The sequence below is a fragment of the Actinomyces urogenitalis DSM 15434 genome, from assembly GCF_000159035.1.
GTDB lineage: Bacteria > Actinomycetota > Actinomycetes > Actinomycetales > Actinomycetaceae > Actinomyces > Actinomyces urogenitalis.
The window spans coordinates 595706-622351 of the sequence record NZ_DS999576.1 but is presented as its reverse complement, the minus strand read 5'-3'; the positions used below and the strand labels follow the sequence as shown (position 1 = coordinate 622351).

Here is a 26646-nt window from a genome sequence, read left to right as displayed (position 1 = left end):
TACCGCCCAGGGCCACGGCGTCGGCGTCGGCCTGCGCGGCCAGCTCCAGGTCCGTGCCCGTGCCCACCACGAGCAGGGTGGCGGCGGTGACCTCACCCAGGCCGCGCGAGTGCAGGCGCACGACCTCGTCCAGGCCTGCGGTGTAGCCGAGAGCGGACAGGGTCTGCTCCAAGGCCTCCACGTCCAGGCCGGAGGTGTCGACGCCGTCGGTCAGCACTCGTGCGCGAGGCGAGGTGCCTGCCTCACGCACGGCCGCTAGGACGATGGTCTGGGCCTGGACCTGGTTCGCAGGAAGGCTGGTCAGGGACAAAGTGGTCTGGCTGGCGCTGCTGGGCGCGCTCTGTGTGGTGCTCACCCCGGCAATGGTAGTGTCCTGGGCCGCACAGTCGGTGACGTGGCTGGGCACGACCGTGGCCGGCGCTGGGCGTGGCACGGCGTGAGGTGAGGTTGAGGAGGACACGGGCACGATGGAGCGACCTGGAGCAACGTCGCATCACGAGGCAGCCGGCGACCAGCCCCTCGTGGTGCGCACCGTCGAGGACCATCGTCGTCCGGCACGGGGCTGGAGCCGCCTGCTGGTGGTGGCCCTGGCAGTTCTCGGAGCCCTCGTGCTGGCACCCTCGGCCGTGGACCTCATCCGCCGCCCCACCCAGACCCCTGTGGTCGACTCCCTCGACGTGGCGGCGGGGATCCTCTACCTGCTGGCGGCTGTATGCGTGGCCCACAACGGTCGGCGGATGCGCATGGTGGGGTGGATGAGCCTGACCGCCCTGCTCACCGGCGCGCTGCTCTTCGGCCTGCTGACGTGGACCGGCACGGCGCCTGGCCTGGACTCCAGCGTGTGGGCCGACGGCGGACGTCGCCTCGCCTTCCTGCCTCTCCTCCTGCCGGCCGTGGCCGCGGTGTGGATGTGGATGAGCGACCCGCGGCGCATCGTCGTGGCCGCTGAGCGTCGGGAGGAGCTGACCCGGCGCCAGGGCTAGCGCGAGGAGAGGCGACGGCGCAGCCGGCGCTGCACGCGTGCACCTAGTGAGGTGCGGCTGGCGGCCGCCTCCTGGGCCGCGCGCTGGTGACGGTAGAGGCGGCGAACCATGTCCTGCTGGGAGATCCAGCCGACGAGCTGGCACGAGGCCGCGCCGCCGCTGGCGCCAGGCCCGCGCACGACCGGCACCCCGTCAGCGTGGCTGCGTGAGAGCAGGGCGAGGACGGCGGTGGCTTCCTCGTGCTCGTCGACCTTCTCGTGGGTCAGCCGCAGCTCGCCCAGCGTCTTGGCGCGGCTGTGGTCCGGCTCCGCCAGGGTCTCGGCGATCTGGACCGCGCTGACGCAGCCCAGGAGGGAGCCCAGGCTCCCGGCACCGGGCGCCACGGCGTCGTCGACCACGGGCAGGACTGAGGAGCCGGAGGCCTGGAGCACCCGCGCGGCGTGGGTGAGGCGGTCGCTGGCCAGCAATACGGCCGGCGGTGAGGACATGAGCCGCCGTGCCGTGGCACGCCCGACCAGGGTCGAGGCGAGCGGGTCCTCCACGTCCTCCCCGCGGCGGCGCAGCTCCTCGGTGTAGATCGTCGTGCGGGTCAGGAACCTGCTGGCGAAGGTGGCCAGCACGCTGGCCAGCATGAGGGGGGTGAGCAGGGAGTACTGCGAGGTCATCTCGATGATGAGGACGACGGCGGTGATCGGAGCCCGTGCGGCACCGGTGAAGACCGCGCCCATCCCGATGACTCCGAAGACCGCGGCTGCTGAAGGGTGGTCGGGGACCAGCGCCAGGCCGAAGGCGGCTCCCAGGGCGCCCCCGATGAAGAGCGAGGGGGCGAAGACCCCGCCGGCGAAGCCCACCGCCAGGGTGAGGCTCGTGGCCACGATCTTCAGGCTCATGAGCCCCACCAGCGCCCCGGCGCTGTAGCCGCCGTCCAGGATCGTGGACAGGACCGCGGAGGACTCCCCGTAGGACTGCGGCCAGATCATGAGCAGGGCGCCAACCGTGAGCCCTCCCAGCGCCGGGCGGGCCCATATCGGCAGGTGGGTCACCCGCCACAGCCAGGCTGCGGCGTCGGCCATGAGGTAGCGGCAGCGGGAGAAGACGACGCCGACGACGCCGCCGACCACGCCCAGTAGGGCGACCCAGCCCAGGCGGGCGTCCCCGGCCAGGTCGAGCTCAGGAAGAGGCATCGTCACCGCCTCACCGAGCACCTGGTGGGACAGGACGGTGGAGGAGACGCAAGCCAGGACCACGAAGGCGAAGGCGTCAACCGTGAAGTCCAGGAGGATGACCTCCATGGCGAAGAAGGCACCAGCCAGCGGGGCGTTGAAGGCGGCCGCGACGCCGGCGGCCGTGCCTGCTGCAGCCAGCATCCGCACCCACCGGCTCGGCAAGCCCATCCGACGTCCGGCGAGCGAAGCGGTGGAGGCACCGAGCTCGGCGATGGGTCCTTCAGGGCCGACTGAGCCGCCACCGCCGATGGTCAGGGCCGCGGCCACGACGCTGGCCGTGGCCGCGCGGGGAGCCATAGCGCCGTCCCTGCGGCGCGCAGACCAGATGACTCCCGCCACGCCGTGACCGGTGGGAGTGGGCCCGAGCCATGCCATGAGCGGTCCGACGATCAGGCCCGAGACCACTGGTACCAGCAGGAGGAACCAGCCCCCTGCGAAGGACAGCAGACCGCCACCTGCCGGGCTGGTAGCCGGGGCGTGGCTGCCGGTCAGCAGCTGCGCCCAGGCGTCGATACCCAGCCGGAAGCAGATCGCACCGGCTCCCGCTGCCAGGCCTACCAGGACCGCCAGGCTGTACAGGCCAGAGCGGTGGTAACGCAGGATGGCCAGGGCGTCGGCTGCGGCGCGCTGGCGCAGGCGGGGACGGCCAGAACCCTGGGGCAGTTCGTGCCCAGGCACCTGGCTCAGTCCTGCCTGGCGGGATCGAGGTTGTCCACGCGTACCGCGGTGCGCAGCTCCTCAGTGACCGGCAGGTGCCAGACCTGGGTGTAGAAGCTGAGCTCGGCCTCCAGGGCCCGGTGGATGTTGGACGCCGAGCGGAACCCGTGGCCCTCGCCCTGGAAGACCTCCAGGGCCACCGGCAGGCCCTGGTCGGCCACGGCCCGGTAGAGGGTCGTGGCCTGGTCAGCCGGGACGATCGGGTCCTCGCTGCCCTGCAGGAGCAGCAGCGGGGCGTGGATGTCGCTGACGTGGGAGATCGGGGAGCGCTCGGCCAGGACCGGGTCCTCGGTATCCGTGGCACCCACCAGGGTGTGGATGTAGCGCGACTCGAACTTGTGGGTCGTGCGAGCCATCTGTGCCAGGTCCGTGACCCCGAAGCTGGAGGTGGCGGCGGAGAAGACGTCGGAGCGGATGAGGCTGGACAGCACGGTGAAGCCACCGGCCGAGGAACCTCGCACCGCCATGCGGCTGGGATCCACCAGGCCCTGCTCAGCCAGGTACCGGGCGCCACTGACGACGTCGTCGACGTCGACCAGCCCCCAGGCGCCGTTAAGCGCCTTGCGGTAGGAGCTGCCGTAGCCGGTCGAGCCGCGGTAGTTGACGTCGAGGTAGGCGAATCCGCGGCTGGTCCAGTACTGCACGCGCAGGTCGTAGCCCGGGCGCGAGGCCGCCGTCGGCCCGCCGTGGACGTTGACGATCAGGGGAGGGAGATCACCGTCCGGCCCGGTGTAGCCGGCCGAGGCCGGAGGATAGAAGAAGCCGTGTGCGGTGGCGCCGTCGGAGCTCGGCCAGGACACCGCCTCGGGGAAGGAGATCCCGATCGACTCCGGGTCCAGCTCGCCGGAGTCACGCAGGACCTGCACGCCGCCGTGACCGACCTCGACGATGGCCGGCAGGCAGTGCTCGTTGCTGGCCAGCATGACCACCCGCCCCGAGGAGGACGAGGCGACGTTGCCCAACGGCTGCCAGCCCACGTTCCACTCCTCCAGCTCGCCGTTGGCCAGACGGATGGTGCCCAGGTGCCACACGGCGTCGCGGGCCCAGGAGGCGATGAGGTGCTCGCCGTCCAGGACGTCGAAGTGGTGCGGACCCAGCTGCCAGGCCGGGAAGGTGAAAGTGGCCTCGGCCGGGTGGAGGGGACGGGTGCGCAGCTGGCGGGTCCACCCCTCGCGGTTGGTACCGCGGCGGGGGAACCCCTCGGTGCGGTAGAGGTTCCAGAAGCCCGAGCCGTTGGCGACGTGGACCAGGTCGCACTCCTCGGTCCAGCGCGGCTCGGACACGGAGTGCCCCTCGCCCCCGTCCAGCACGGTCTGGGAGCCGATGGTGCCGTCCGGCTGGAGGTCGCCGACGTGGAGAACCGCCTCGTCCCAGGGCATCGAGGGGTGGTTCCAGGTGATCCAGGCCAGGTGCTCGCCGTCGGGGGACAGCGTGGGAGAGGTGACGAAGTCCGTGCCCGATACGAGGGTGCGCACGGGCGAGTCGTCGCGTGCGGCCGAGCCGTCCAGGGGGACGGCGACGAGGGTGTTGACCGACTCGCCGCCCCCGCGGTGGTCCTCGCGCACGGCGTAGACCAGCCCGCGGGCGGTGTCGATCTCCAGGTCCCCGTGACGCACGTCCCCGTAGATCGTCAGCGGTACCAGGCCGCGCAGACGGTGGTTGACGTCGTAGCGGTAGAGCCGGCCGTCCCCGGCGTGGGAGACGACGATGATGCCCGAGTCGACGGCGTAGGCGCGTCCGCCGTACTCGTGGACGCCGGTGCGCACGTCCACCAGCTCGTCGGAGGGCGTGAGCGGCAGGACCTCGCCGACCTGGCCGTCACCGTCACGGCGCAGCAGGACCTGGCGCCCTGCCTGGGAGGCGCGCTGCTCGACCCAGTAGGTGTCCGGGCCGTCCACGCGCACCTGTGACAGGGTCACCGTGCGGGTGGTGATCGTGCCTGGTGAGATGGGCGAGGGCCAGGTGCCGAAGGGGGCGGTGGTGCTCATGAGTTGCTCCTGTCCGTTGGGCTGGTGCGTCGCGTCGGGCCGTGAGGAGGCCGCGTGACGCGTGCCATGCCATACCCTACGTGCCCTGCGTGTCCCCTGGGTGACACACAGCATGCGCCGCGGGAGCAGGGGTGGTCACTCAGCGCCTATGCTGTGGTGTCTGGCCACCGACCCTGCAGGTGCACCTCGGCGGCCGATGACAGGCGGCAGCCACGCCAGCCCCGCGCATGGGCACCTCATGCGCGGGCAGGGACCAATCGGGAGGACGACGGCGATGAACCTGAGCACCCAGGCTCCCGGCTCGGGCCAGGAGCACGTGCGTGGCGGTGCGCACGTCCAGGCGTGCCAGGACCTGCCGGCCACGCCGTTGCTGTCCTCGATCAGGTGCCCCAGTGACCTGCGGCGCCTGACCAGCGACGACCTCACCGCCCTGGCGCAGGAGATCCGCGAGTACCTGGTGGCCACGGTGGCCCGCACCGGCGGCCACCTGGGCCCCAACCTCGGTGTGGTCGAGCTGACGCTGGCGGTGCACCGGGTCTTCAGCTCTCCTCGCGACACCATCGTCTTCGACACCGGGCACCAGGCCTACGTGCACAAGCTGCTCACCGGACGCCAGGACTTCAGCCACCTGCGTGAGCGTGGCGGGGTCTCCGGCTACCCGGCGCGCTCGGAGTCGGTTCATGACGTGGTGGAGAACTCCCACGCCTCGACCGCCCTGTCCTGGGCTGACGGGATCGCCCGGGCCAACCACCTGGCCCACCGCGAGGACCGGCACGTGGTGGCGGTGATCGGTGACGGCGCCATGACTGGCGGCATGGCCTGGGAGGCCCTGAACAACATCGCGGACTCGGTGGACAAGCACCTGGTCATCGTCGTCAACGACAACGGCCGCTCCTACGCCCCCACCATCGGCGGGCTCGCCCACCACCTGGACGCACTGCGTACCAACCCCGGCTACGAGCGGATGCTGTCAACCGTCAAGAAGGGGCTGCTGAGCCAGGGAGCGCCGGGACGCGCTGCCTATGACGCCCTGCACGGGCTCAAGCGGGGCCTGAAGGACGTGCTGGTACCCTCCGCCTTCTTCGAGGACCTGGGGATCAAGTACACCGGCCCGGTGGACGGGCACGATGAGACGGCCCTGGAGTTCGCGCTGACCCGGGCCCGTGAGTACGCCGAGCCAGTCATCGTCCACGTCATCACGCAGAAGGGCCGTGGCTACACCCCGGCCGAGGAGGACATGGCTGACCGTTTCCACGCGGTGGGCAGGATCCACCCGGAGACCGGGCTGCCGGTGGTGCCCGAGCGCTTCGGCTGGACTGCCGTCTTCGCCGAGGAGGTCCTGGAGCTGGCCCGCCGCGACGAGCGGATCGTCGGCGTCACGGCTGCCATGCAGCAACCGGTTGGGCTCCAGCCCCTGGCGGACGCGATGCCCGAGCGCGTCATCGACGTCGGGATCGCGGAGCAGCACGCGCTCACGGCGGCCGCTGGCATGGCCTTCGCGGGTATGCACCCGGTGGTCGCGCTGTATGCCACCTTCCTCAATCGTGCCTTTGACCAGCTCCTCATGGACGTCGCTCTCCACTGGGCTGGGGTGACGGTGGTCCTGGACCGTGCGGGCCTGACCGGCACGGACGGCGCCAGCCACAACGGGATGTGGGACATGGCCTTGCTGTCTCACGTGCCAGGCCTGCGGCTGGCCGCGCCCCGTGACGAGCAGACCCTGCGCCAGGCGCTGCGCACGGCGGTGGCGACCCAGGACGGACCGACCGTCCTGCGTTACGCCAAGGGAGCGCTTCCTGCGCCCCAGCCGGTCCTACGCACGATCGGTGACCCCGATCATCCCTTCGAGGCGCTCGACGTGCTGGCCGACTCCACCCAGGGGGACGTGTCCGGCGCGGTGGTCATCGTCGGTATCGGGGCGATGGTTCCTGCCGCCCTCCAGGCCGGCGTCCGGCTGGCCGAGCAGGGTGAGCCGGTGCTCGTGGTCAGCCCACGCTGGGCGATCCCGGTGCCGCAGACCCTGGTCGACCTTGTCGCGCGCTGCCGCGGCGCCGTCGTGGTGGAGGACGGGCTGGTGGAAGGTGGTATCGGCTCCCAGCTGCGTGACGCGCTGGAGGAGCGGTGGACCGGCTCTCAGGGCGACGGCGAGGTGGCCCTGGGGGCTGAGCGCCCGCCGCTCGTGGCGCGTATCGGCGTGCCGCGTCGCTTCTTGACCACGGCCTCGCGCGACCAGCTGCTGGCTGACTTCGGAATGGACGCCGACGGCGTTGCCCGGGCCGCACGGCGGATCGTGCGCACGCGCAGCGCCTGAGGATCTGGCGGACGCCGTCGACGCATGGGACCAAGGTCCGGTTTGTCCTGTCATCGCGCTCCCGGTCTGAGGCTTGCGTCACGGACGCGTGACGGCAGGGGAGTAGGACGGAGTGCCTAACGATTCCCCTGTGAGTGATCCCACCGGCTTCGACCGTGTGAAAGGTTCACCTGGGCCACGCGGACGCATACCCTGGTAGCGACGGCGCGAGGACGTGCCGCAGCGCCCCACAAGGGCGGACACCATCGGGTGGCCAGCCGCCACCCACCTACAGGAGGGCACGGATGACCACCGAGGTCACAGCATCCGCCACCGCGGACGAGAGCACCAGCCGCGACGCATGGGAGGGGTTCGTCAAGGGCTCCTGGTCGCAGGGCATCGACGTCCGCGACTTCATCCAGCGCAACTACACCCCCTACGACGGCGACGCCTCGTTCCTTGCCGGTGCGACCGACAAGACCCTGCGCCTGTGGGACACCCTGGAGGAGAACTACCTCAAGGAGGAGCGCAAGGTCCGCATCCTCGACGTCGACACCCACACGCCGTCGGACATTGACGCCTTCCCGGCCGGCTACATCTCCGAGGACGACGACGTCGTCGTCGGCCTGCAGACCGACTCCCCGCTCAAGCGCGCCATGATGCCCAACGGCGGCTGGCGCATGGTGGCCCAGGCCATCAAGGAGGCGGGTAAGGAGATCGACCCCGAGGTCCAGAAGATCTTCACCCGCTACCGCAAGACCCACAACGACGCGGTCTTCGACATCTACACCCCGCGCATCCGCGCCGCCCGCTCCTCCCACATCATCACCGGTCTGCCCGACGCCTACGGACGCGGCCGCATCATCGGTGACTACCGTCGTGTGGCCCTGTACGGCGTCGACTACCTCATCGAGGAGAAGCAGAAGGCCAAGGACGCCGTCGCGGACAAGCCCTTCTCCGAGCACTGGGCCCGCTACCGCGAGGAGCACGCCGAGCAGATCAAGGCCCTGAAGAAGCTCAAGGTCATGGCCGACTCCTACGGCTTTGACATCTCGGGCCCGGCCAAGGACGCCCACGAGGCTGTCCAGTGGACCTACTTCGCCTACCTGGCCTCCGTCAAGTCCCAGGACGGCGCCGCCATGTCCATCGGTCGCCTGTCGGCCTTCCTGGACATCTACTTCGAGCGCGACCTGCGCGAGGGCGTCATCGACGAGACCTACGCCCAGGAGCTCATCGACAACTTCGTCATGAAGCTGCGCATCACCCGCTTCCTGCGCACCACCGACTACGACCAGATCTTCTCCGGTGACCCCTACTGGGCCACCTGGTCTGACGCCGGCTTCGGTGAGGACGGCCGCCCGCTGGTCACCAAGACCTCCTTCCGTCTGCTGCAGACCCTGCGCAACCTCGGCCCGGCCCCCGAGCCGAACATCACGATCTTCTGGGACGAGAAGCTGCCGCAGGGCTACAAGGACTTCTGTGCGCTGATCTCGATCACGACCTCCTCCATCCAGTACGAGGCTGACGAGCAGATCCGTGAGCACTGGGGCGACGACGCCGCGATCGCCTGCTGCGTGTCCCCGATGCGCGTGGGCAAGCAGATGCAGTTCTTCGGCGCCCGCGTCAACTCCGCCAAGGCGCTGCTGTACGCCATCAATGGCGGCCGCGACGAGATGACCGGCAAGCAGGTTGTCACCGGCCTGCCCGGCATCGAGGGCGACGGCCCGCTCGACTTCGACGAGGTCTGGGACAAGTACGAGAAGATGCTCGACTGGGTGGTGGCCACCTACGTCGAGGCCCTCAACATCATCCACTACTGCCACGACCGTTACGCCTACGAGGCGATCGAGATGGCGCTGCACGACTCTGAGATCGTGCGCACCATGGGCTGCGGTATCGCGGGCCTGTCCATCGTGGCTGACTCGCTGTCCGCCATCAAGTACGCCAAGGTCACGCCGGTGCGCGACGAGACCGGCCTCGTGGTGGACTACGTCACCGAGGGTGACTTCCCGATCTACGGTAACGACGACGACCGCGCCGACGAGATCGCGGCTACCGTGGTCCACACGATCATGTCCAAGATCAAGGCTCAGCCTTTCTACCGTGACGCGATCCCGACCCAGTCGGTCCTGACGATCACCTCGAACGTCGTCTACGGCAAGGCCACCGGTGCCTTCCCCTCGGGTCACCAGAAGGGCACCCCCTTCGCCCCCGGTGCCAACCCGGAGAACGGCATGGACACCCACGGCATGGTGGCCTCCATGCTGAGCGTGGGCAAGCTCGACTACAACGACGCCCTCGACGGCATCTCTCTCACCAACACGATCACCCCGCAGGGCCTGGGCCGCACGCTCGACGAGCGCGTGTCCAACCTCGTGGGCATCCTCGACGCGGGCTTCGTTCCCGAGGACTCCGCCGAGGCCTGATCCCTCATGCGTCCACCCGCCGGCCGGCGGGCAGGACAACCACTCGACACTCGTGTCGAAACACACCACTTGAATGAAAGGGGCCACTCATGGCCACGTACGAAGAGCGCCTCGCCTCGATGAAGGCTCAGCGCGAGGACAACGGCGGCGTCAAGGGCCTGTACCACGCCAACATCAACGTCCTGGACCGCAACACCCTCGAGGACGCGATGGAGCACCCGGAGAACTACCCGAACCTCACCGTTCGCGTCTCCGGCTACGCCGTCAACTTCGTCAAGCTCACCCGTGAGCAGCAGCTTGACGTCCTCAACCGCACCTTCCACGCCGGCGCCTGAGCCGGTACGGGGTTGAAGAAGCCAGATGAGCACTACTGACACTTCTGCCCCTGCAGCATCGGGCGGCCGGGACCAGGACTTCCTGGCCCCGGCCGCCCGCTTGCGCGGGGCGGGCATCGGAGGACTTGAGGAGCTGAGCGACATCGAGCGTTCGGACCGTCTGGCCCGGATGCGCGACGGCTCGCTCGGCTCGATCCACTCCTGGGAGCTGGTCACGGCGGTGGACGGCCCCGGCACACGGATGACCGTCTTCCTCAACGGCTGCCCGCTGCGCTGCCAGTACTGCCACAACCCGGACACCTTCCTTATGAAGGACGGTGAGCCGGTGGAGGCTGAGGAGCTGCTGCGGCGCATGAGGCGCTACCGCGGTGTCTTCCGCGCCTCCAAGGGCGGCATCACCCTGTCCGGAGGAGAGGTGCTCATGCAGCCCGCCTTTGCGGGCAGGCTGCTGGAGGGTGCCAAGAAGATGGGGATCCATACCTGCATCGACACCTCCGGGTTCCTCGGCGCCAACGCCAGCGACGAGATGCTCGACAACGTCGACCTGGTGCTGCTCGACGTCAAGAGCGGGGACGAGGAGACCTACAAACGGGTCACCGGACGCCAGCTCGCCCCCACGATCGCCTTCGGTGACCGCCTGGCGGCCAAGGGCATCGAGATCTGGGCGCGCTTCGTGCTCGTGCCGGGACTGACTGATGACCCGGAGAATATCGAGAAGGTCGCCCAGATCATCGAGCGGTGGAGGAACGTGGTCTCGCGGGTCGAGGTCCTGCCTTTCCACCAGATGGGCACGGATAAGTGGGACGCGCTGGGACTGAACTACACCCTGCGCGACGTCCCCCCGCCCTCGCCGGAGCTGGTGGAGTCCACCCGGGAGGTCTTCCGCTCCCACGGCTTCACGGTCCACTGACCGGTTCGGCGCGGTGGCAGGTTCCGGCCTGCCGCCGCTCTCAGGCAGTGCGGTGGCTGGATCGAGGCGTGAGTCAGCCTCGGATCAGGCCAGGGCGTCGGAGAGCTGGGCCGCCGTCTGCTCGACCTGCCACGGCCGTGCTCCCAGCTCTTCCAGACGTCGGGCCACCGCGATGACCGAGACGTCAGGCACGTGGCCGGCCGCCTCCTCCTCGCCGATCTGCCAGGCGAGATGACGCTGCGTGTCCGGTGCGAGCAGCAGTTCCTGGGGCACGCGCAGCTGCTCGGCGCGCTGACGTACGGCACCACGCACCTCATCCAGGGCGATGGCTGCCTCACTGTGGTGACGTGCCCACGAGCGCGGCTGGGGCAGCTCGCCCGGGGCGAGCGCAGCGTGCATCGCCGGCAGCTGGTCCTCAGGAAGCTCGAGCGCCTTCTCGACCGCGCGCCACCACACCTCCTGGTTGAGGCGGGCCTGGCGGGAGGAGAACTCCTTGAGCGCAGCCAGCTTGCGCCTGGAGGTAGGACGGGCGACGGCCGCGGCGACGACGGCGCTGTGGGGAAGCACCTTCGAGGGTGTGCGATCCAGCTGCTGAGCCAGCTCCTCTCGCGCCGTCCATACCTCTCGCAGCACCGCCAGGGACCGCGCCGAGCGCATGGCTCGCCCAGCCCGGGGCGTCTTGCGCCAGGGGTCGATCTTGGCTGGACGCGGTGGACGAGTGCGCTCGTAATCGAACTCTTGGCGAGCCCACTCAGCCTTGCCTGCCTCCTCTAGCTCGGCACCGAGCGCCACGCGCAGGTCGGCTAGGAGCTCGACGTCGAGCGCGGCGTACACGAGCCAGGTGCGCGGGAGTGGCCGGGTGGACCAGTCCGCGGCCGCGTGGTCCTTGGCCAGCCGCAGGCCCAGGGTCTCCTCGACGACGGCGCCCAGCCCGACCCGGGCCCGTCCCAGGAGCCGGGCGGCTAGCTCAGTGTCGAACAGGGAACGAGGGTGCAGGCCAAGGGCGCTCAGGCACGGCAGGTCCTGGTCCGCAGCGTGCAGGATCCACTCGGGGCCGTCCAGGGCGGCTGCCAGTGCGCTCATGTCCCCGGCCGTGACCGGGTCCACCAGGAAGGTCCCGGCACCCTCGCGGCGCAGCTGGATGAGGTAGGCGTCCTGGCCGTAGCGGAAGCCCGAGGCGCGTTCGGCGTCGACGGCGACCGGCCCATGACCGGCTGCCAGGCAGTCGGCAGCCTGGGAGAGCAGCTCCGGGGAGTCAGTGACCGGTGGCAGCCCTTCGTGCGGATGGACGTAGTCACGTACCTCGGCAGACGGGACGGGGTTGTCGGTGGTGCCTGGGTGGGCCACGGGCAGGGGAGAGGAGGCGGACACGGTGCTCACCGGCCTGCCAGGTGGAGTGAGGTGGCCAGCTCAGGCTCGTGGCCGGCAGCCAGGTGGATGAGCTCGTACCAGGCCTGCAGATGCGGTCCCAGGTCCGGGGTGGTGGGTGACCAGGAGGCCCGGATCTCGGCGTGGGCGCAGGCGTCCGTGAGCTCAAGACCTCCGAAGGTCTCGGACAGGACCCGGGTGACCGTGCCCACCAGTGCTCGGTGCCCGGCGCCGGCCGAGTCCAGCGCGTCCGCGAGCCAGGACCACACTGCTGAGCCGAGTAACGGGTCGGTGCCCACCTCGTCGTCGAGCCGGGCACGGGCCATGACCACCAGGCGGAAGTCCCCGTCCCAGGCATCCTGACCCGCAGGGTCGTGCAGCACAACGAAACGCCCGGAGGCCTCCGGGGCGCCATCGAGGGTCAGGGTGGTCTCTGCCGTCAGTGCAGCGGCGTAGGGCGCTATCCGTCGTGGAGCAGGGACCTCATCGAGGATGAGCCCGCGCGCACGAGGGGCGTGACGCAGGGACAGCAGCGCCTGCTCAAAGCGCTCCGGGATCGTCTCCTGATCGGCACGGGCATCGAGCGGCGGCGAGACGCTGGTGGTCGACGGTGGGGTCACCGGGCCAGGCTAGCGGCGTACCTGCCCCTGGCGGTGGCTCCCACGCCGCCTCAGGGAGCAGGTGCACCGATGGGTTACAGTGAGTCGCCGGTGACAGCCAACGTTGCCGGCGTCCGACAGTGACGTGACCGTCGTGGAACGGAGTATTGGGAGTATGGCGCCGCAGTTTCATCCTGTGCTTCTGGGAGCAGACACCCTCGGCTACTCCTACGCCCGGCAGTTCCACGAGGTCTACGGCCTGACCTCGACCGTCCTGGCCTCGGCCGACATCCGTTACACCTCCACCAGCCGCTTCACCTCCTACACCGTCATCGACGGGCTGGACCAGGAGGAGACCCTGCTGCGGGCGCTGCGTGAGCAGGCCGGGAGGATCCCCGATGGCACTCGGCCGCTCGTGCTCTCCGGTGCCAGCGACTGGCACGCTCGTACCCTGGCCAAGAACAGGGCGGACCTGGAGGCCTGGGGGTACGCGGTCCCGGTCATCGACTTCGACCTGCTGGACCGCTTGACGCAGAAGGACCGCTTCTACGCGCTGTGCCAGCGTCTGGGGATCCCTTATCCGCGCACCTGGGTCCTGCCCTTCGGCCAGGTGGCACAGGAGGTCACCGACTCCGGGCTGGAGGTGCTCGGTGGGGTCGAGCAGCTGCGCGGCGCGGACTTCCCCCTCATCGTCAAGCCGTCGAACTCCGCGGACTGGCACTACGCCGATATTGAGGACAAGCACAAGGTCTACACGCTGGGGTCCTACGAGGAGCTGGTTCGGGTAAGTGCCCAGGTCGAGGCCTCGGGCTACCACCACAGCCTCATCATCCAGGAGGTGCTCTCGACGGCGGATACCTCGCTGCACACCCTCACGGTCTTTGCCGACGCCCGCGGTGAGGTCCGTATGGCCGTCTCCGGCGACGTCGTCGTCCAGGACCGCTCAGCCAAGGGCGTGGGCAACCCCCTGGTCATCCTGGGTGACCGCAGGCGCCAGGACCTTCTGGACCACGCGCGCCGCTTCATCCGCGAGACCGGCTACAGCGGCTACGCGAACTTCGACGTCATGGACGATGCCCAGGGCAACCCCCATTTCCTGGAGGTCAACACCCGCCCGGGCCGTAACTCCTACTACGTGACGCTGGCCGGCTGCCCCTTTGTCCGGCCTCTTGTTGACCACTATGTCTTAGGCCGGGACGTGGCGACCTCACTCAGCGACGCCGAGCGCGCCGCGGACCGCCCCTTCCTCTTCTCCATGGTGCCGGCGGCCGTGGCCCTACGTGAGGCGGGCGACCCTGCGCTGCGCCGGCGCCTGGAGCCCTTTTTCGCTGAGGGGACCTGGGCCAATCCTCTGCTCAACCGCGAGGACCGCCTGGTTCAGCGGATGTGGGCGCGGATCAACTTCGAGCATATGCGCACCAAGTTCTAGGCCGCTCCCTGTCAGCTGTCGGCGGTCTGCGGGCTGGCGTCAGTCCTGGGAGGGACCGGGACAGCCGCGAGCGTCCCGGACTCGCAGGTTGGTGCGGACAAGAAGGTCATCGAGCGCGCCTCAACGGTGATGACTGCGCCGGCCTCATGGGTCGAGCCTGGCTCCAGGCGCTCGGTGGGGGCGGTGTCCAGCTCGACGCTCCAGGCCGCGGCGTAGTCGGCGCCGGGCAGGGTGAACTCGATGTCGTCGGGCGAGGCGTTGATGAGGACGAGGAAGGAATCGTCCACCAGGCGCTGGCCGCGCTCATCAGGCTCGGCAATCGCTCCGCCGTTGAGGAAGACGGCCATGGCGCGGGCGTACCAGGTACCCCAGTCAGCATCGGTCATGCGCTCGCCCGAGGGGCGCAGCCAGGCGATCTCGCCCAGCGCTGACTCTCCGCCGTGCCCGGCGTCGCCGGAGAAGAAACGACGACGGCGCATCACCGGGTGGTCGCGGCGCAGGCGGACCATCTGGCGGGTGAAGTCATGGAGCTGCTTGGCCTCCTCATCCAGGTCCCAGCTCACCCAGCTGGTCTCGTTGTCCTGGCAGTAGGTGTTGTTGTTGCCACCCTGGCTGCGCCCGAGCTCGTCGCCGTGGCAGATCATGGGGACACCCTGGCTAAAGAGCACGGTCGCGAGGAAATTGCGGACCTGGCGACGGCGCAGGTCGAGCACCGCGGGATCATCGGTGGGCCCCTCGACCCCACAGTTCCACGAACGGTTGTTGGAGTCGCCGTCGGCTCCGCCCTCGCCGTTGGCCTCGTTGTGCTTGGAGTTGTAGGAGACCAGGTCGGCCAGGGTGAAGCCGTCATGGGCCGTGACAAAGTTGATGCTGGCTACCGGGGTGCGCCCGGAGTGCTGGTAGAGGTCGGACGAGCCGGTCAGGCGCGAGGCGAACTCGCCCAGCGTTGAGGGCTCCCCGCGCCAGAAGTCGCGGACCGTGTCACGGTACTTGCCGTTCCACTCGCTCCACAGCTGAGGGAAGCCGCCGACCTGGTAACCGCCTTCTCCCACGTCCCAGGGCTCGGCAATGAGCTTGACCTGGGAGAGGATTGGGTCCTGGTGGATGATGTCGAAGAAGGCGCTGAGCTTGTCGACCTCGGCGAACTGCCGGGCCAGGGTCGAGGCCAGGTCGAAGCGGAACCCGTCGACATGCATGTCGGTGACCCAGTAGCGCAGCGAGTCCATGATGAGCTGAAGGACGGCGGGGGAGCGCATGAGCAGGGAGTTGCCCGTGCCGGTGGTGTCGAAGTAATGGGCCCGGTCGTCGTCGACCAGCCGGTAGTAGGCGGCGTTGTCGATGCCGCGGAAGGACAGGGTGGGACCCATGTGGTTGCCCTCGGCGGTGTGGTTGTAGACGACGTCGAGGATCACCTCGATACCGGCCTCGTGCATGGCCTTGACCAGGGCCTTGAACTCCTGGACCTGCTGGCCGTCGCTGCCGTAGGCGGCGTAGGCGTTGTGCGGGGCGAAGAAGCCGATGGTGTTGTAGCCCCAGTAGTTGGACAGCCCCTTCTCCTGCAGGTGGGTGTCGTTGACGAACTGATGGACCGGCATGAGCTCGATCGCTGTGACGCCCAGGTCCGTGAGGTAGCTGATGACCGCGGGGTGGGCCAGGCCAGCGTAGGTCCCCCGCAGCTCCTCGGGCACCAGGGGGTGCAGGCGGGTCATGCCCTTGACGTGGGCCTCGTAGATGACGGTGTCGTGGTAGGCGCGGGCCGGGGGACGGTCGTGGCCCCAGTCGAAGAAGGGGGAGGTGACCACCGAGCGCATCGTGGCGGGGGCTGAGTCCTCCTCGTTGCGGGCCGAAGGGTCCTCGAAGCTGTAGGAGTACAGCGAGGGGGAGGGGGTCACATGGCCCGAGATCGCCTTGGCGTAGGGGTCGAGCAACAGCTTCGAGGCGTCGCACCGGTGCCCTGCGGCGGGGTCATAGGGGCCGGTGACCCGGAATCCGTAGTGCTGACCGGGGCGCACCCAGGGCAGGTAGCAGTGCCAGACGTTGGCGTCCACCTCAGTCAGTGCCACGCGGGTCTCGTGGCCCTCCCCGTCGAACAGGCACAGGTCCACGGCCTGGGCGAGGGAGGAGAACAGGGCGAAGTTCGTGCCCGATCCATCGAAGGTAGCGCCCAGCGGATAAGCCCGTCCGGGCCACACCTGTGGCGCCCAGGGTTCAGGGGCGGTGGTGGCAGACGACATAGGCCAAGCCTGTCACGTGTGAGGATTGTGTGCAGCGGACCACGCGACTAGGTGAGGAGTCACACTCATGGGATTTGGCGGCCAGGTCAATGACCTGCTAACTTTTTCTCCGCACCCGATGAGGGTGCCACGCGGATGTGGCTCAGTTGGTAGAGCATCACCTTGCCAAGGTGAGGGTCGCGGGTTCGAGTCCCGTCATCCGCTCGGGCGATTGGCGCAGCGGGAGCGCGCTTCCCTGACACGGAAGAGGTCACTGGTTCGATCCCAGTATCGCCCACGGTAGTTGCCCCGGACCCGCGTCCGGGGTTTTCCTTAACCTGGCTCGATCGACCTGACGACGACCTCATGGCCGGAGGACTGACAGCTGACTGCACACCGTATGCCCGCCGTTCGCCCTGACATTCTTCCCGTGGTGCTGGGCGGAGACACGGGTGCCTACGCCCTGGCCCGCCAGCTGCACGAGGCGACCGGACAACGGGTCCGGCTCATCTCTCCCAGCCCGGTCCAGGCGATTGCCCTGTCCTGCTACATCGACGTCATCAACCAGGGCTATGCCGACCAGACGGCCCTGATGGACACCCTGCGCAGCCTGGTCGACGGTCGTGGGCCGCGTAGCGCCGTCGTCATCGGCAACTGGGACTGGGCGGCAAGCTTCCTGGCCCGCCATCGTCACGAGCTCGAACCGCAGTACGTCGTTCCCTTCCCGAGCCTGGAGGCCATGGACGCGCTGAGCGACAAGGTGGCTTTCGCTCGTGCCTGCGCCGAGCACGGGCTGACCACGCCGCGACAGGTCGTGGTCCGTGGCAGCCAGCTGGCAGCGGGGGACCCTGAGGTGGGGATCGACTTTCCCCTGATCGGCAAGCCGGCCGTCGGGGCGGACTGGGACGCCCTGAGCTTCCCCTCCAAGCGCAAGATCTACCAGATCGACACTCCTGACCAGCTGCGCCGGCTGTGGCAGGACCTGCGCGAGGCGGGGTTCGCCTCCACCTTCCTCATTCAGGAGCGTATCCCGGGCGAGGATGACGCGATGCGCTCGGTGACGGCCTATGTGGCCTCCACGGGCGAGGTCACGATGATCGGATCGGCCCGGGTGCTCCTGGAGGACCACGCGCCGAGCCTCATCGGCAACCCGGTGGCCATGATCACCGAGCCCTACCCCGAGCTGTGGGCGGGCGTGGAGTCCTTGCTCGCCTCCAGCGGGTACCGGGGATTCGCCAACTTTGACCTCAAGGTTGATCCCCGCACTGGGCAGGCCGTCTTCTTCGAAGTCAATCCCCGCATCGGCCGCAACAGCTACTACATGACCGCTGCCGGGGTCAATCCCATGGTGCCCATGATCGAGGACCTGGTCGATGGCCGCCCGGGGCCGCGCAGGCAGGCGTGCCAAGAAGTTCTTTACACCTTGGTACCCATCCACCTCATCCTCCACCAGGTCCGTGACCGCCAGCTGCGCAGGCGCGTGCTGCGCCTGGCCTGCCACGCCGTCGATCCTCTGCAGGATCCTGCCGAGAAGTCGCTGCGGCGTCGGGTCATCCTGGCTGCTCAGAGGCTCAACCACGATCGCAAGTTCCACCGCTACCGGCCCCGGCCCCTGCTGCGACGCGGGTAGGCCCCCTGAGGCGGGGGCGACTCCTCCTCGGGGAGGATTGGTGGGGCTCCTACGGCTGCCATACCATGGGCCGGTCACTACATGCCCGGAGGAGAGATCCTGATGCCCTCGTACCCTGCCTCTGCCGAGACGTCTGGGGGGGGGTCTTCCTCTGCCGAGACGGCGCGCCTGGTACCGCTTGATGCTCGTCAGATGCGGATCGCCGTCGGCTGCACCCCGGCCCCTGTCGAACAGCTTCAGGTCTGGGAGGCCTTCGAGGCCAGCCAGGAGCACCCGCTCTTCGGGCGCTACGCCTACATGATCGAGGACAAGCCGGTGGCCGTCCTCGCGCTCTACCGTTACGAGATCGCCGGACAACCCTACCTGTGGGCCAAACGAGGGCCGGTCTGGCTCAAGGAGCAGAGCCCGCAGCGCGAGGCCGAGCTCCGGCGCCTGCTGGTGGCCGAGGTGCGCAGGCGCGAGCCTCGGATCGTCTTCATCCGGATGCACGCCCGCTTCCAGGCCCGCGACACCCACCCCCTCATGGCTTCGATCACCTATGACCGCACCTACGTCATCGACCTGCGGCCCGGCACGCCGCAGGCGATCAGCCAGGCGATGCCAAAGGACGGGCGCCGTGGTGTGCGCCGGGCCGAGCGCGTGGCTCGTGAGGCCGGCTGCGTCATCGCCGAGGAGACCGGCCTGAGCCGTGAGCAGTTCGAGGAGGTCTACCAGGTCATGCTCGCTACGGCGCGGCGTGACGGCTTCCGGGCCCATCCCTCACAGGTCTACTGGGACATGCTCACCCAGCTGGGCAGCGAGCACGCGCGGCTGTTCGTGCTGCGTCGCGACGGCGTCGCGCACTGCTGGGACCTGGTGACGGTCTCGGGCACGATGGCTACGGCCTACTATGGCGCCTCCTCGGACGAGTCCCGCGGCTTCCGCGGCGCGGAGGCGCTGGACTGGGCTGTGGCGTGCACCATGGCAGCCGAGGGCAAGGAAGGGCTGGACCTCATGGGGGCGGAGTCCTCCCGGGTACCGGAGCTGTACTCCGTAGGCCGTTACAAGCGACGCTTTGCCCAGGCTCCCACGGAGGTCGACGGCGCCTGGGACGTCTACCTGCGCCCGGCCACCTACCGGCTCCTGAGCCTGGCTCGCCGGGGCCGTCACCTGGTCAGGCGGCGCCTGGGAGTCTGAGGCAGCGGCACGGTGGCGCCACTGGCTATGATCCGGTGCGTACGCGCGAGCACCAGTACAGCCCGCGCCGCCTACCTGAAGGAGTACCCGTGTCACCCCAGCAACTGACCATCACCCTCGACGGCGCCGAGCGCATCATCGAGGAGGGCACCACGGGAACGACCCTGTTCGAGGGCGACCGCGACGTCGTGGCGATGAAGGTCGACGGCGAGCCGTGGGACCTGTCCCGCGAGCTTCACACCGGCGCCGTCGTCGAGCCCATTACGCTGGCCAGCCAGGACGGTCTCAACATCCTGCGCCACAGCGCCACCCACGTCATGGCCCAGGCCGTCCAGGAGATCTTCCCCGAGGTCAACCTCGGCATCGGACCCTTCATCACCGACGGCTTCTACTACGACTTCGGCAATATCGACGCCGTGACCCCGGAGCTGCTCAAGGACATCGAGAAGCGCATGAAGCGCATCGTCAAGGAGGGGCAGTCCTTCGTCCGCCGTGAGATCAGCGAGGAGGAGGGACGCGTCGAGCTGGCCGACCAGCCCTACAAGCTCGAGCTCATCGACACCAAGGGCAAGGGCGCTGAGGCCTCGGCCAGCGTGGAGGTCGGCGCCGGCGGCCTGACCATCTACGACAACGTGCGCAGGAACGGCGAGGTGGCCTGGAAGGACCTGTGCCGCGGCCCGCACCTGCCCTCCACCAAGCTGATCGGCCAGGGCTTCGCCCTGACCAAGTCCTCCTCGGCCTACTGGAAGGGTGACCAGCACGGCGACTCCCTCCAGCGCATCTACGGCACTGCCTGGGCCTCCAAGGAGGATCTCAAGGCCTACCAGACCCGCCTGGCCGAGGCCGCCAAGCGCGACCACCGCAAGCTCGGGGCCGAGCTGGACCTGTTCTCCTTCCCTGAGGAGATCGGCCCGGGTCTGGTCGTCTTCCACCCCAAGGGCGGCATGCTGCGCCACGAGATCGAGAAGTACGTCATCGAGCGCCACGAGCGGGCCGGCTTCGACTTTGTCCACACCCCGGAGATCACCAAGGCGGGCCTGTTCCACACCTCGGGTCACCTGCCCTACTACGCGGACACGATGTTCCCGCCGATGCTCGCCGACGAGGAGACCGACGCCGAGGGCAACGTGACCAAGGCCGGCCAGGAGTACTACCTCAAGGCCATGAACTGCCCCATGCACAACCTCATCTTCCGCTCGCGCGGACGCTCCTACCGTGAGCTGCCGCTGCGGCTGTTCGAGATGGGACACGACTACCGCTACGAGAAGTCCGGCGTGGTCCACGGCCTGACTCGCATGCGCGGCTTCACCCAGGACGACTCCCACACCTACTGCACACGCGAGCAGGCTCCGGAGGAGATCAAGAAGCAGATCGAGTTCTTTATCTCGATCCTCAAGGCCTTCGGCCTGACGGACTTCTACCTGGAGCTGTCCACCCGCGACGAGGACGGGGCCAAGAAGGACAAGTTCATCGGCTCGGACGAGGACTGGGAGGCGGCCACCCGCACCCTGTCCCAGGTCTGCGCCTCCACGGGCCTCGACCTCGTGCCTGACCCGGGCGGCGCCGCCTTCTACGGCCCCAAGGTCTCCGTCCAGGTCAAGGACGCCATCGGCCGCACCTGGCAGATGTCGACGATCCAGTACGACTTCAACCAGCCCGAGCGCTTCGACCTGGAGTACACCGCCGCGGACGGCTCCCACCAGCGCCCGATCATGCTCCACTCGGCCAAGCTCGGCAGCGTCGAGCGCTTCATCGGCGTGCTCACCGAGCACTACGCCGGGGCCTTCCCGGCCTGGCTAGCCCCGGTCCAGGTGCGTCTGATCCCGGTGGCCGAGGCCTTCGACGACTACGTCACGCAGGTCGCCGCCAGGCTGCGCGAGCGGGGCGTGCGCGTGGAGACGGACCTGTCCGACGACCGCTTCGGTAAGAAGATCCGCAACGCCTCCAAGGAGAAGGTCCCCTTCACCCTCATCGCCGGTGGTGAGGACGCTGAGGCTGGCGCCGTCTCCTTCCGCTTCCGTGACGGCGAGCAGACCAACGGCGTGCCGGTGGACGAGGCGATCGAGCACATCGCCGACGTCATCGCCCGCAAGGTCAACGACCCGGCGGGGGAGAAGCTCGCCCGATGAGTGAGCACGCTGCGGCCGACGACGCAGGCCGGGCAGACCTGACGGACCTGCCCGGCACCGTCGTGGACGGTCCACTCGGACCGGTCACGATCCAGGCCCCCTTCCAGCACGCTGACGCCCCTGACCCCTTCGGCCGCCTGTGGACCCCGCACCGCATGGTCTACATCGGCGGGCAGGACAAGCCGGCTGACTCCTCCAGCCACAGCTGCCCCTTCTGCGCCGCGCCCGGTCGCGGCGACGAGGACTCCCTCATCGTCCATCGGGGCGAGAGGGCGTACGTGCTGATGAACCTCTACCCCTACAACACCGGCCACCTGCTCGTGTGCCCCTACCGCCACATCGCAGACTGGACCGAGGCCACCGCCGCCGAGCGCGCGGAGATCAGTGAGCTGACCGCCCGTGCCATGGAGGTGGTACGCCAGGTCAGCCACCCCCACGGATTCAACCTGGGGATGAACCAGGGACAGGTGGCAGGTGCCGGGATCGCGGCGCACCTCCACCAGCACATCGTGCCCCGGTGGACGGGGGACGCGAATTTCATGCCCATCATCGGCAAGACGAAGCCTGTGCCCCAGCTCCTGGGCGAGCAGCGTGAGCTGCTCGCCCAGGCGTGGGGCGCTGACCCTGACAACCCCAGTCCCCGGTGAGGCCTGAGGCTCCTGCCCCGCCCCGCCGTCGACCCACCCCGATCCCAAGGAAGACATGCTCGGACAGCACGGACGTGGCCTGACCAAGGCCCTGTTCACCACACCCGCCCTCGCTATGGCGAAGATCGGGATCACCCCCAACATGCTGACCGTCACCGGCACGATTGCCTCGGTGGCGGTGGCGGTGGCCACCCTGCCCCAGGGCCACTTCATCCTGGGACCGGTGCTGGCGGCCCTGGTGCTCGTGGCGGACTCCTTCGACGGGATCCTCGCCCGCGCCACCGGACGGACCTCGGTCTTCGGCGCCTTCCTGGACTCGACCCTGGACCGCCTGGCCGACGGCGCCGTCTTCGCCTCGCTGGCGGCCTGGGCGGGGCTGCACCTGCCCGAGGGCACGCAGCGCACTCTCACGCTCGGCGCCGCCCTGGCCTGTGTGGTGCTGGCAGCGGCCGTCCCCTACGCCCGGGCCAGGGCGGAGTCGGTGGGTGCCACCGCCTCGATCGGGATCGCAGAGCGCACGGATCGATTGGTCGTGGCTCTGCTGGCCACCTTCGTGGTCGGCCTGGGAGCGCCGACGTGGGTGCTGACGGCGGCCCTGGTCCTGGTGGCGGCAGCCTCCTTGATCACAGTGGTGCAGCGCGTGCTCACGGTGCGCAGCCAGCTCCTGGCACGCGGCGACGGTCGTGAGGGCCAGCCTGACCAGGAGCACCAGCGGTGAGCCTGGGAGCCGAGGACCTCTATCGCCTGGCCTGGCGCTGGGTCCCGCGCCTGCATGCGCGGGTAGGCTACGGTGCCTTCCACCTGGGGGCGGACGTGGCCTGGGCGGTACAGCGGTTGTCTGGCTTCGCGGGCAACGCTCGCACTGGCGGCGTGCCTCAGCTGCGTGGCAACCTCGCCCGTCTGCTGCCCGAGGGGACCTCACGAGGAGACCTGGAGGCGGCGACGCGGGCGGGCATGCGCTCCTACATGCGCTACTTCTATGAGGTCTTTGCCCTGCGAGGACTGAGCCCGACGCAGGTGGACGCCCGGGTGCGAGCGGTCCTGGACCCCCGGCTGCAGGCGGACCTGGAGCGCGGCAGCATCGTGGTGGCCCTGCCCCACATGGGTAACTGGGACCTCGTGGGGGCCTGGGCCAGCCGTGTCCTGGCTCCCGTGCTCACCGTGGCCGAGAAGCTGGAGCCACAGGACCTCTTCGAGCAGTTCGTGGCCTTCCGCCAGGGCCTGGGCATGAGGATCATCGGGCAGGCCCGCGGGCAAAAGGTCTTTGACGAGCTGGTCTCGGCCGCAGGCGAGGGCCGCTACGTCGTCGCGCTGCTGGCCGACCGGGACCTGTCCTCCTCAGGCATCGAGGTGGAGCTGGCCGGTGAGGTCGCACATGTGGCGGCAGGTCCGGCGGCCATCGCACACCGTCTGGACCTGCCCCTGTACGTGGCCACGGTGTCCTACGAGCGCCTGCACGGCGAGCGACGGCGTCGCGCGGGCGGAGCATGGGGCGTGGAGCTGGTCCTGACCAAGGTGGAGCGCCCCCAGGTCCCGCCGGTGGCCGAGAGCGGTGAGGCCACGAGCACCAGGGCTCGCGACCGCCAGGTGGTGGCCGCCTGGACGCGTGCGTGGGCTGCTGCCCTGGAGCCCGGGCTGACCCGCCACGCCGTCGACTGGCACATGCTCCAGGCCGTCTTCGATGCCGATCTGGACCAGGAGCGTCTGGCCCGCTCCCGCGCGAGGGAGGCTGCGAGCCAGGCCTCGCAGACGGTTGGGGGTACCGGCCGCGTGGATGAGGAGGAGTCATGAGGATCGGGCTGGTGTGCCCCTACTCCATGGACGCCCACGGCGGTGTCCAGGTGCACGTGATGGACCTGGCCGGTGAGCTCATCCGCCGTGGCCACGAGGTCCAGGTCCTGGCGCCGGCCTCGGTGGACCTGGAGCTGCCCGACTGGGTGACCAGCGCGGGCGACTCCGTGGCCATTCCCTACAACGGCTCCGTGGCCAGGCTCAACTTCGGGGCGCTGGTGGCCCGGCGGGCCAGGCGCTGGCTCGAGGCTGGCGACTTCGACCTGGTCCATATCCACGAGCCCATCACCCCCAGCGTGGGGATGCTCGTCCTCCAGGCCGCCCAGGCGCCGGTGGTGGCGACCTTCCACGCCGCCATGGACCGCTCGATCGCTCGTGAGCTGGTCTCACCGGTCATGGCTCCGCTCCTGGAGCGGATCACGGCCCGGATCGCGGTCTCCGAAGAGGCCCGGCGCACCCTGGTCCACTTCCACGGTGGCGACGCCGTCGTCATCCCCAACGGCGTCAACGTCGCCCCCTTCGCCAGCGCGCCCGATGACGATCCGCGCTTCGCCGGCACCGACCAGGCGCCCACGATCAGCTTCCTCGGGCGCCTGGACGAGCCTCGCAAGGGCCTGTCCGTCCTGGCCGGGGCGATTCCGACCGTGCTGGAGGCCGTGCCCGGCGCCCGCTTCCTCATCGCCGGACGTGGCGAGGCCGGTGAGGTGCGTGAGCAGCTGGCGCCCTGGGGTGAGCACGTGGTCTTCCTCGGTGGGGTCAGCGACGAGGACAAGGCCGCCATGCTGGCCTCCTCGACCTGCTACGTGGCGCCGCAGACAGGGGGAGAGTCCTTCGGGATCGTGCTCGTGGAGGCCATGGCGGCAGGCAGCCACGTCATCGCCTCAGACCTGACCGCCTTCTCCGACGTCCTGGGCCAGGGCCGTTACGGCGCGCTGTTCCGCAACGAGGACAGCCAGGACCTGGCCCGGGTCATCGTGGAGACCCTGACCAATACTGAGGCAGCTAGCGCCCGGCGCCAGGCGGCTGACGGCGTAGTCGGCCGCTACGACTGGTCGACCGTGACCGACGCCGTCCTCGACGTCTACGACATGGCGCTGTCCACGGCGCACACGCGTGTGACCGCGGCCAAGGGCGCGCGTACGGTGGTGGGCCGCATCCGTGACGCCTTGGAGGTGGGGGAGCGATGAACCAGGTGATCGCTGCTGGTGAGCAGACGGCGCAGTGGCAGCTGGCCGGCCTTGTCACGGCGCTCCTGGCTTTGGTGGTACTCGTGACCGGGTGGGTCCTGTACGCCCACGCCCTGCGGGTCGACCGCCTGCACCGCCAGGTCCTGGGCTCGCGCGCGACCCTGGAGGCCCAGCTGGTCCACCGTGCCCAGGCGGCCGCGGAGATCGCCTCCCTGGGCCTGCTGGACCCGGCCTCGGCCCTCCTGGTGTCCCGGGCTGCGCACGAGGCGCTGGAGGCTGGCGGCCCCCTGGTTGACGACGGGTTGGACCCGGAGGCTGAGACCGCCGCCCAGGTACGTAGCCGTGCGGCTGCAGAGTCAGACCTGTCCCGGGTCCTGCGCACGGTGCTGTCCGAGCCAGTCCGCCAGGAGCTCGGCCAGACCGAGGCCGGGCGTGAGGCCCTGGACCGGCTGGACCGCAGCTCCTACCGTTTGGTCATCGCCCGCCGTTTCCACAACACCCACGTGGCCCAGGCCCGTCAGCTGCGCGCTCGCACCCTGGTGCGCGTGGCCCACCTGGCCGGGCACGCCCCCATGCCAGCGGCCTTGGACATGGACGACGACGTCACGCCCCTGCCAGCAGCCGACCTCGTTGAGGACGCCGACCCGGCCCGGGAGACCCCGTGAGCCTTGACCCGTCCACCGGTCAGCGGCGGGCGAGCTGGTCCAGCCCTCAGGCGCTACGGCGTCGCCGTGTGCGTGATGTCGTGGCCTACCTCATGGCTGCCCTGGGCGGGGTGGGACTGCTGATCGTGCTCGCCGTCATCTACGCCCAGGCCAGCGACGGCGCTGCCATGATCTGGCCGGCCCTGCTGGCCTTGGTCCCCCTAGGCATCGTGCTGGTGGCCGTGCGGTGGATCGACCGGTGGGAGCCCGAGCCGGTCCCGAACCTGCTCGTGGCCTTTCTATGGGGTGCGGGAGTAGCCACCGTCATCTCTCTGGCGGTCAACACGACGACGGCGGTCCTGGCGGCCTCGGCCTCGGTGGCCAGTGGGGACCTGGTGGCCTCGATCGTCTCCGCGCCCCTGATCGAGGAGATGACTAAGGGGCTGGGAGTCCTCATCATCTTCCTGGTGTGGCGAGGCTCCTTCAACGGCCCGGTGGACGGGATCGTCTACGCGGCGGTGGTGGCGGCAGGCTTCGCCTTCGCTGAGAACATCCTCTACTTCGTCCAGTTCCGTGACCAGCTCATGGCGACCTTCGTCATGAGGGCAGTCGCCTCGCCCTTCGCCCACGTCACCTTCACCGCCTGCACGGGACTGGCCATCGGGCTCGCCTCGCGGATGCGCTCGCCCGTGGCCTGGGTGTGGATGACGCCGTGCGGGCTGGTGGGCGCCGTCGCCCTCCACGCGTTCTGGAACGGCGTGCTCTCGGCCGCCCCCTCCCTCTACCTCCTGGTGGAGGTTCCCTTCTTCCTGGCCTGCGTGGGCCTGGTGGTCTGGTTACGCTGGAGCGAGCGCATGACGATGCGCCAGCGCCTGGCGGACTATGCCCGCGCCGGCTGGTACGAGCCTGCGGAGATCACGATGATCACCACCGGGGCCGGCCGGGCCACGGCCACGCG

General features: G+C 69.4%; 21 protein-coding genes and 2 tRNA genes. 17 read left to right on the top strand and 6 right to left on the bottom strand.

The features are described 5' to 3' along the window. Window positions 1-355 (bottom strand): hypothetical protein (locus HMPREF0058_RS12880; protein ID WP_439644176.1); only part of this gene is annotated, 355 nt, incomplete at its 3' end. Between the two features lie 112 nt (window positions 356-467). Here HMPREF0058_RS12880 and HMPREF0058_RS10840 point away from each other — a divergent pair. After that, window positions 468-983 (top strand): hypothetical protein, encoded by a 516-nt coding sequence (locus tag HMPREF0058_RS10840; protein WP_006549842.1) that lies wholly within the window; start codon window positions 468-470, stop codon window positions 981-983. Here HMPREF0058_RS10840 and HMPREF0058_RS10835 read toward each other — a convergent pair. Both HMPREF0058_RS10835 and HMPREF0058_RS10830 read right to left on the bottom strand, forming a co-directional pair. Then, on the bottom strand, window positions 980-2887 hold the full coding sequence (locus HMPREF0058_RS10835; protein ID WP_006549841.1) for a chloride channel protein: 1908 nt from the start codon (window positions 2885-2887) through the stop codon (window positions 980-982). The two genes, HMPREF0058_RS10840 and HMPREF0058_RS10835, sit on opposite strands and share 4 nt — an antisense overlap. A gap of 5 nt (window positions 2888-2892) precedes the next feature. Beyond that, complete coding sequence (locus HMPREF0058_RS10830) at window positions 2893-4914, bottom strand: alpha/beta hydrolase family protein (protein WP_006549840.1); 2022 nt, start codon at window positions 4912-4914, stop codon at window positions 2893-2895. A 274-nt stretch (window positions 4915-5188) separates the two neighbouring features. On the opposite strand from HMPREF0058_RS10830, the gene dxs reads away from it, so the two are divergent. The 4 genes from dxs to pflA all read left to right on the top strand — a co-directional run bounded on the left by dxs (window position 5189) and on the right by pflA (window position 10875). Continuing rightward, window positions 5189-7225, top strand: coding sequence for a 1-deoxy-D-xylulose-5-phosphate synthase (dxs, locus tag HMPREF0058_RS10825; RefSeq protein ID WP_141560549.1), 2037 nt, complete (start codon window positions 5189-5191; stop codon window positions 7223-7225). Window positions 7226-7509: 284 nt separating this feature from the next. Next, complete coding sequence (gene pflB, locus HMPREF0058_RS10820; RefSeq protein ID WP_006549838.1) at window positions 7510-9630, top strand: formate C-acetyltransferase; 2121 nt, start codon at window positions 7510-7512, stop codon at window positions 9628-9630. 89 nt (window positions 9631-9719) lie between these two features. Then, window positions 9720-9965 carry an autonomous glycyl radical cofactor GrcA2 gene (gene grcA2 / locus HMPREF0058_RS10815; RefSeq protein ID WP_006549837.1) on the top strand — a complete coding sequence of 82 codons (246 nt, stop codon included), beginning with the start codon at window positions 9720-9722 and terminating at the stop codon, window positions 9963-9965. Window positions 9966-9990: 25 nt separating this feature from the next. Further along, a complete protein-coding gene (gene pflA / locus HMPREF0058_RS10810) occupies window positions 9991-10875 on the top strand; it encodes a pyruvate formate-lyase-activating protein (RefSeq protein WP_006549836.1) in 885 nt (294 codons plus the stop codon). Window positions 10876-10959: 84 nt separating this feature from the next. On the opposite strand, the gene HMPREF0058_RS10805 is transcribed toward pflA, so the two are convergent. After that, window positions 10960-12255: an HRDC domain-containing protein gene (locus HMPREF0058_RS10805; protein WP_006549835.1), complete on the bottom strand. Its 1296-nt coding sequence runs from the start codon at window positions 12253-12255 to the stop codon at window positions 10960-10962. Continuing rightward, the gene (locus HMPREF0058_RS10800; protein WP_048684504.1) at window positions 12252-12800 is read right to left on the bottom strand and encodes a DUF3000 domain-containing protein; all 549 of its coding nucleotides are present in this window, start codon (window positions 12798-12800) and stop codon (window positions 12252-12254) included. The genes HMPREF0058_RS10805 and HMPREF0058_RS10800 overlap by 4 nt, the downstream gene beginning before the upstream one ends. Window positions 12801-13017: 217 nt before the next feature. Between HMPREF0058_RS10800 and HMPREF0058_RS10795 the strand changes: the two genes are divergently transcribed. Next, window positions 13018-14271, top strand: a complete 1254-nt coding sequence (locus HMPREF0058_RS10795) for a carboxylate--amine ligase (protein WP_006549833.1) — start codon at window positions 13018-13020, stop codon at window positions 14269-14271. An 11-nt stretch (window positions 14272-14282) separates the two neighbouring features. On the opposite strand, the gene glgX is transcribed toward HMPREF0058_RS10795, so the two are convergent. Further along, the gene (gene glgX / locus HMPREF0058_RS10790) at window positions 14283-16505 is read right to left on the bottom strand and encodes a glycogen debranching protein GlgX (RefSeq protein ID WP_006549832.1); all 2223 of its coding nucleotides are present in this window, start codon (window positions 16503-16505) and stop codon (window positions 14283-14285) included. Between the two features lie 131 nt (window positions 16506-16636). Between glgX and HMPREF0058_RS10785 the strand changes: the two genes are divergently transcribed. The 11 genes from HMPREF0058_RS10785 to HMPREF0058_RS10735 form a co-directional block, all read left to right on the top strand. After that, a tRNA-Gly gene (locus HMPREF0058_RS10785) sits at window positions 16637-16709 on the top strand. Between the two features lies 1 nt (window position 16710). Continuing rightward, window positions 16711-16782, top strand: a tRNA-Val gene (locus tag HMPREF0058_RS10780). Window positions 16783-16884: 102 nt separating this feature from the next. After that, a complete protein-coding gene (locus HMPREF0058_RS10775; RefSeq protein WP_006549831.1) occupies window positions 16885-18114 on the top strand; it encodes a carboxylate--amine ligase in 1230 nt (409 codons plus the stop codon). Window positions 18115-18306: 192 nt separating this feature from the next. Continuing rightward, window positions 18307-19290, top strand: coding sequence for a lipid II:glycine glycyltransferase FemX (locus tag HMPREF0058_RS10770; RefSeq protein WP_006549830.1), 984 nt, complete (start codon window positions 18307-18309; stop codon window positions 19288-19290). Between the two features lie 89 nt (window positions 19291-19379). Further along, window positions 19380-21419 carry a threonine--tRNA ligase gene (gene thrS / locus HMPREF0058_RS10765; protein ID WP_006549829.1) on the top strand — a complete coding sequence of 680 codons (2040 nt, stop codon included), beginning with the start codon at window positions 19380-19382 and terminating at the stop codon, window positions 21417-21419. Further along, window positions 21416-22066, top strand: a complete 651-nt coding sequence (locus HMPREF0058_RS10760) for an HIT family protein (RefSeq protein WP_006549828.1) — start codon at window positions 21416-21418, stop codon at window positions 22064-22066. Before thrS ends, HMPREF0058_RS10760 begins: the two co-directional genes overlap by 4 nt. Window positions 22067-22121: 55 nt before the next feature. After that, window positions 22122-22784: a phosphatidylinositol phosphate synthase gene (gene pgsA / locus HMPREF0058_RS10755; protein ID WP_006549827.1), complete on the top strand. Its 663-nt coding sequence runs from the start codon at window positions 22122-22124 to the stop codon at window positions 22782-22784. Then, window positions 22781-23857 (top strand): phosphatidylinositol mannoside acyltransferase, encoded by a 1077-nt coding sequence (locus tag HMPREF0058_RS10750; protein WP_006549826.1) that lies wholly within the window; start codon window positions 22781-22783, stop codon window positions 23855-23857. The genes pgsA and HMPREF0058_RS10750 overlap by 4 nt, the downstream gene beginning before the upstream one ends. Next, the gene (locus HMPREF0058_RS10745) at window positions 23854-25044 is read left to right on the top strand and encodes a glycosyltransferase family 4 protein (protein WP_006549825.1); all 1191 of its coding nucleotides are present in this window, start codon (window positions 23854-23856) and stop codon (window positions 25042-25044) included. Before HMPREF0058_RS10750 ends, HMPREF0058_RS10745 begins: the two co-directional genes overlap by 4 nt. After that, window positions 25041-25709 carry a hypothetical protein gene (locus tag HMPREF0058_RS10740; protein ID WP_006549824.1) on the top strand — a complete coding sequence of 223 codons (669 nt, stop codon included), beginning with the start codon at window positions 25041-25043 and terminating at the stop codon, window positions 25707-25709. The genes HMPREF0058_RS10745 and HMPREF0058_RS10740 overlap by 4 nt, the downstream gene beginning before the upstream one ends. Further along, window positions 25706-26646 (top strand): PrsW family intramembrane metalloprotease (locus tag HMPREF0058_RS10735; RefSeq protein ID WP_248597022.1); only part of this gene is annotated, 941 nt, incomplete at its 3' end. The genes HMPREF0058_RS10740 and HMPREF0058_RS10735, both read left to right, overlap by 4 nt.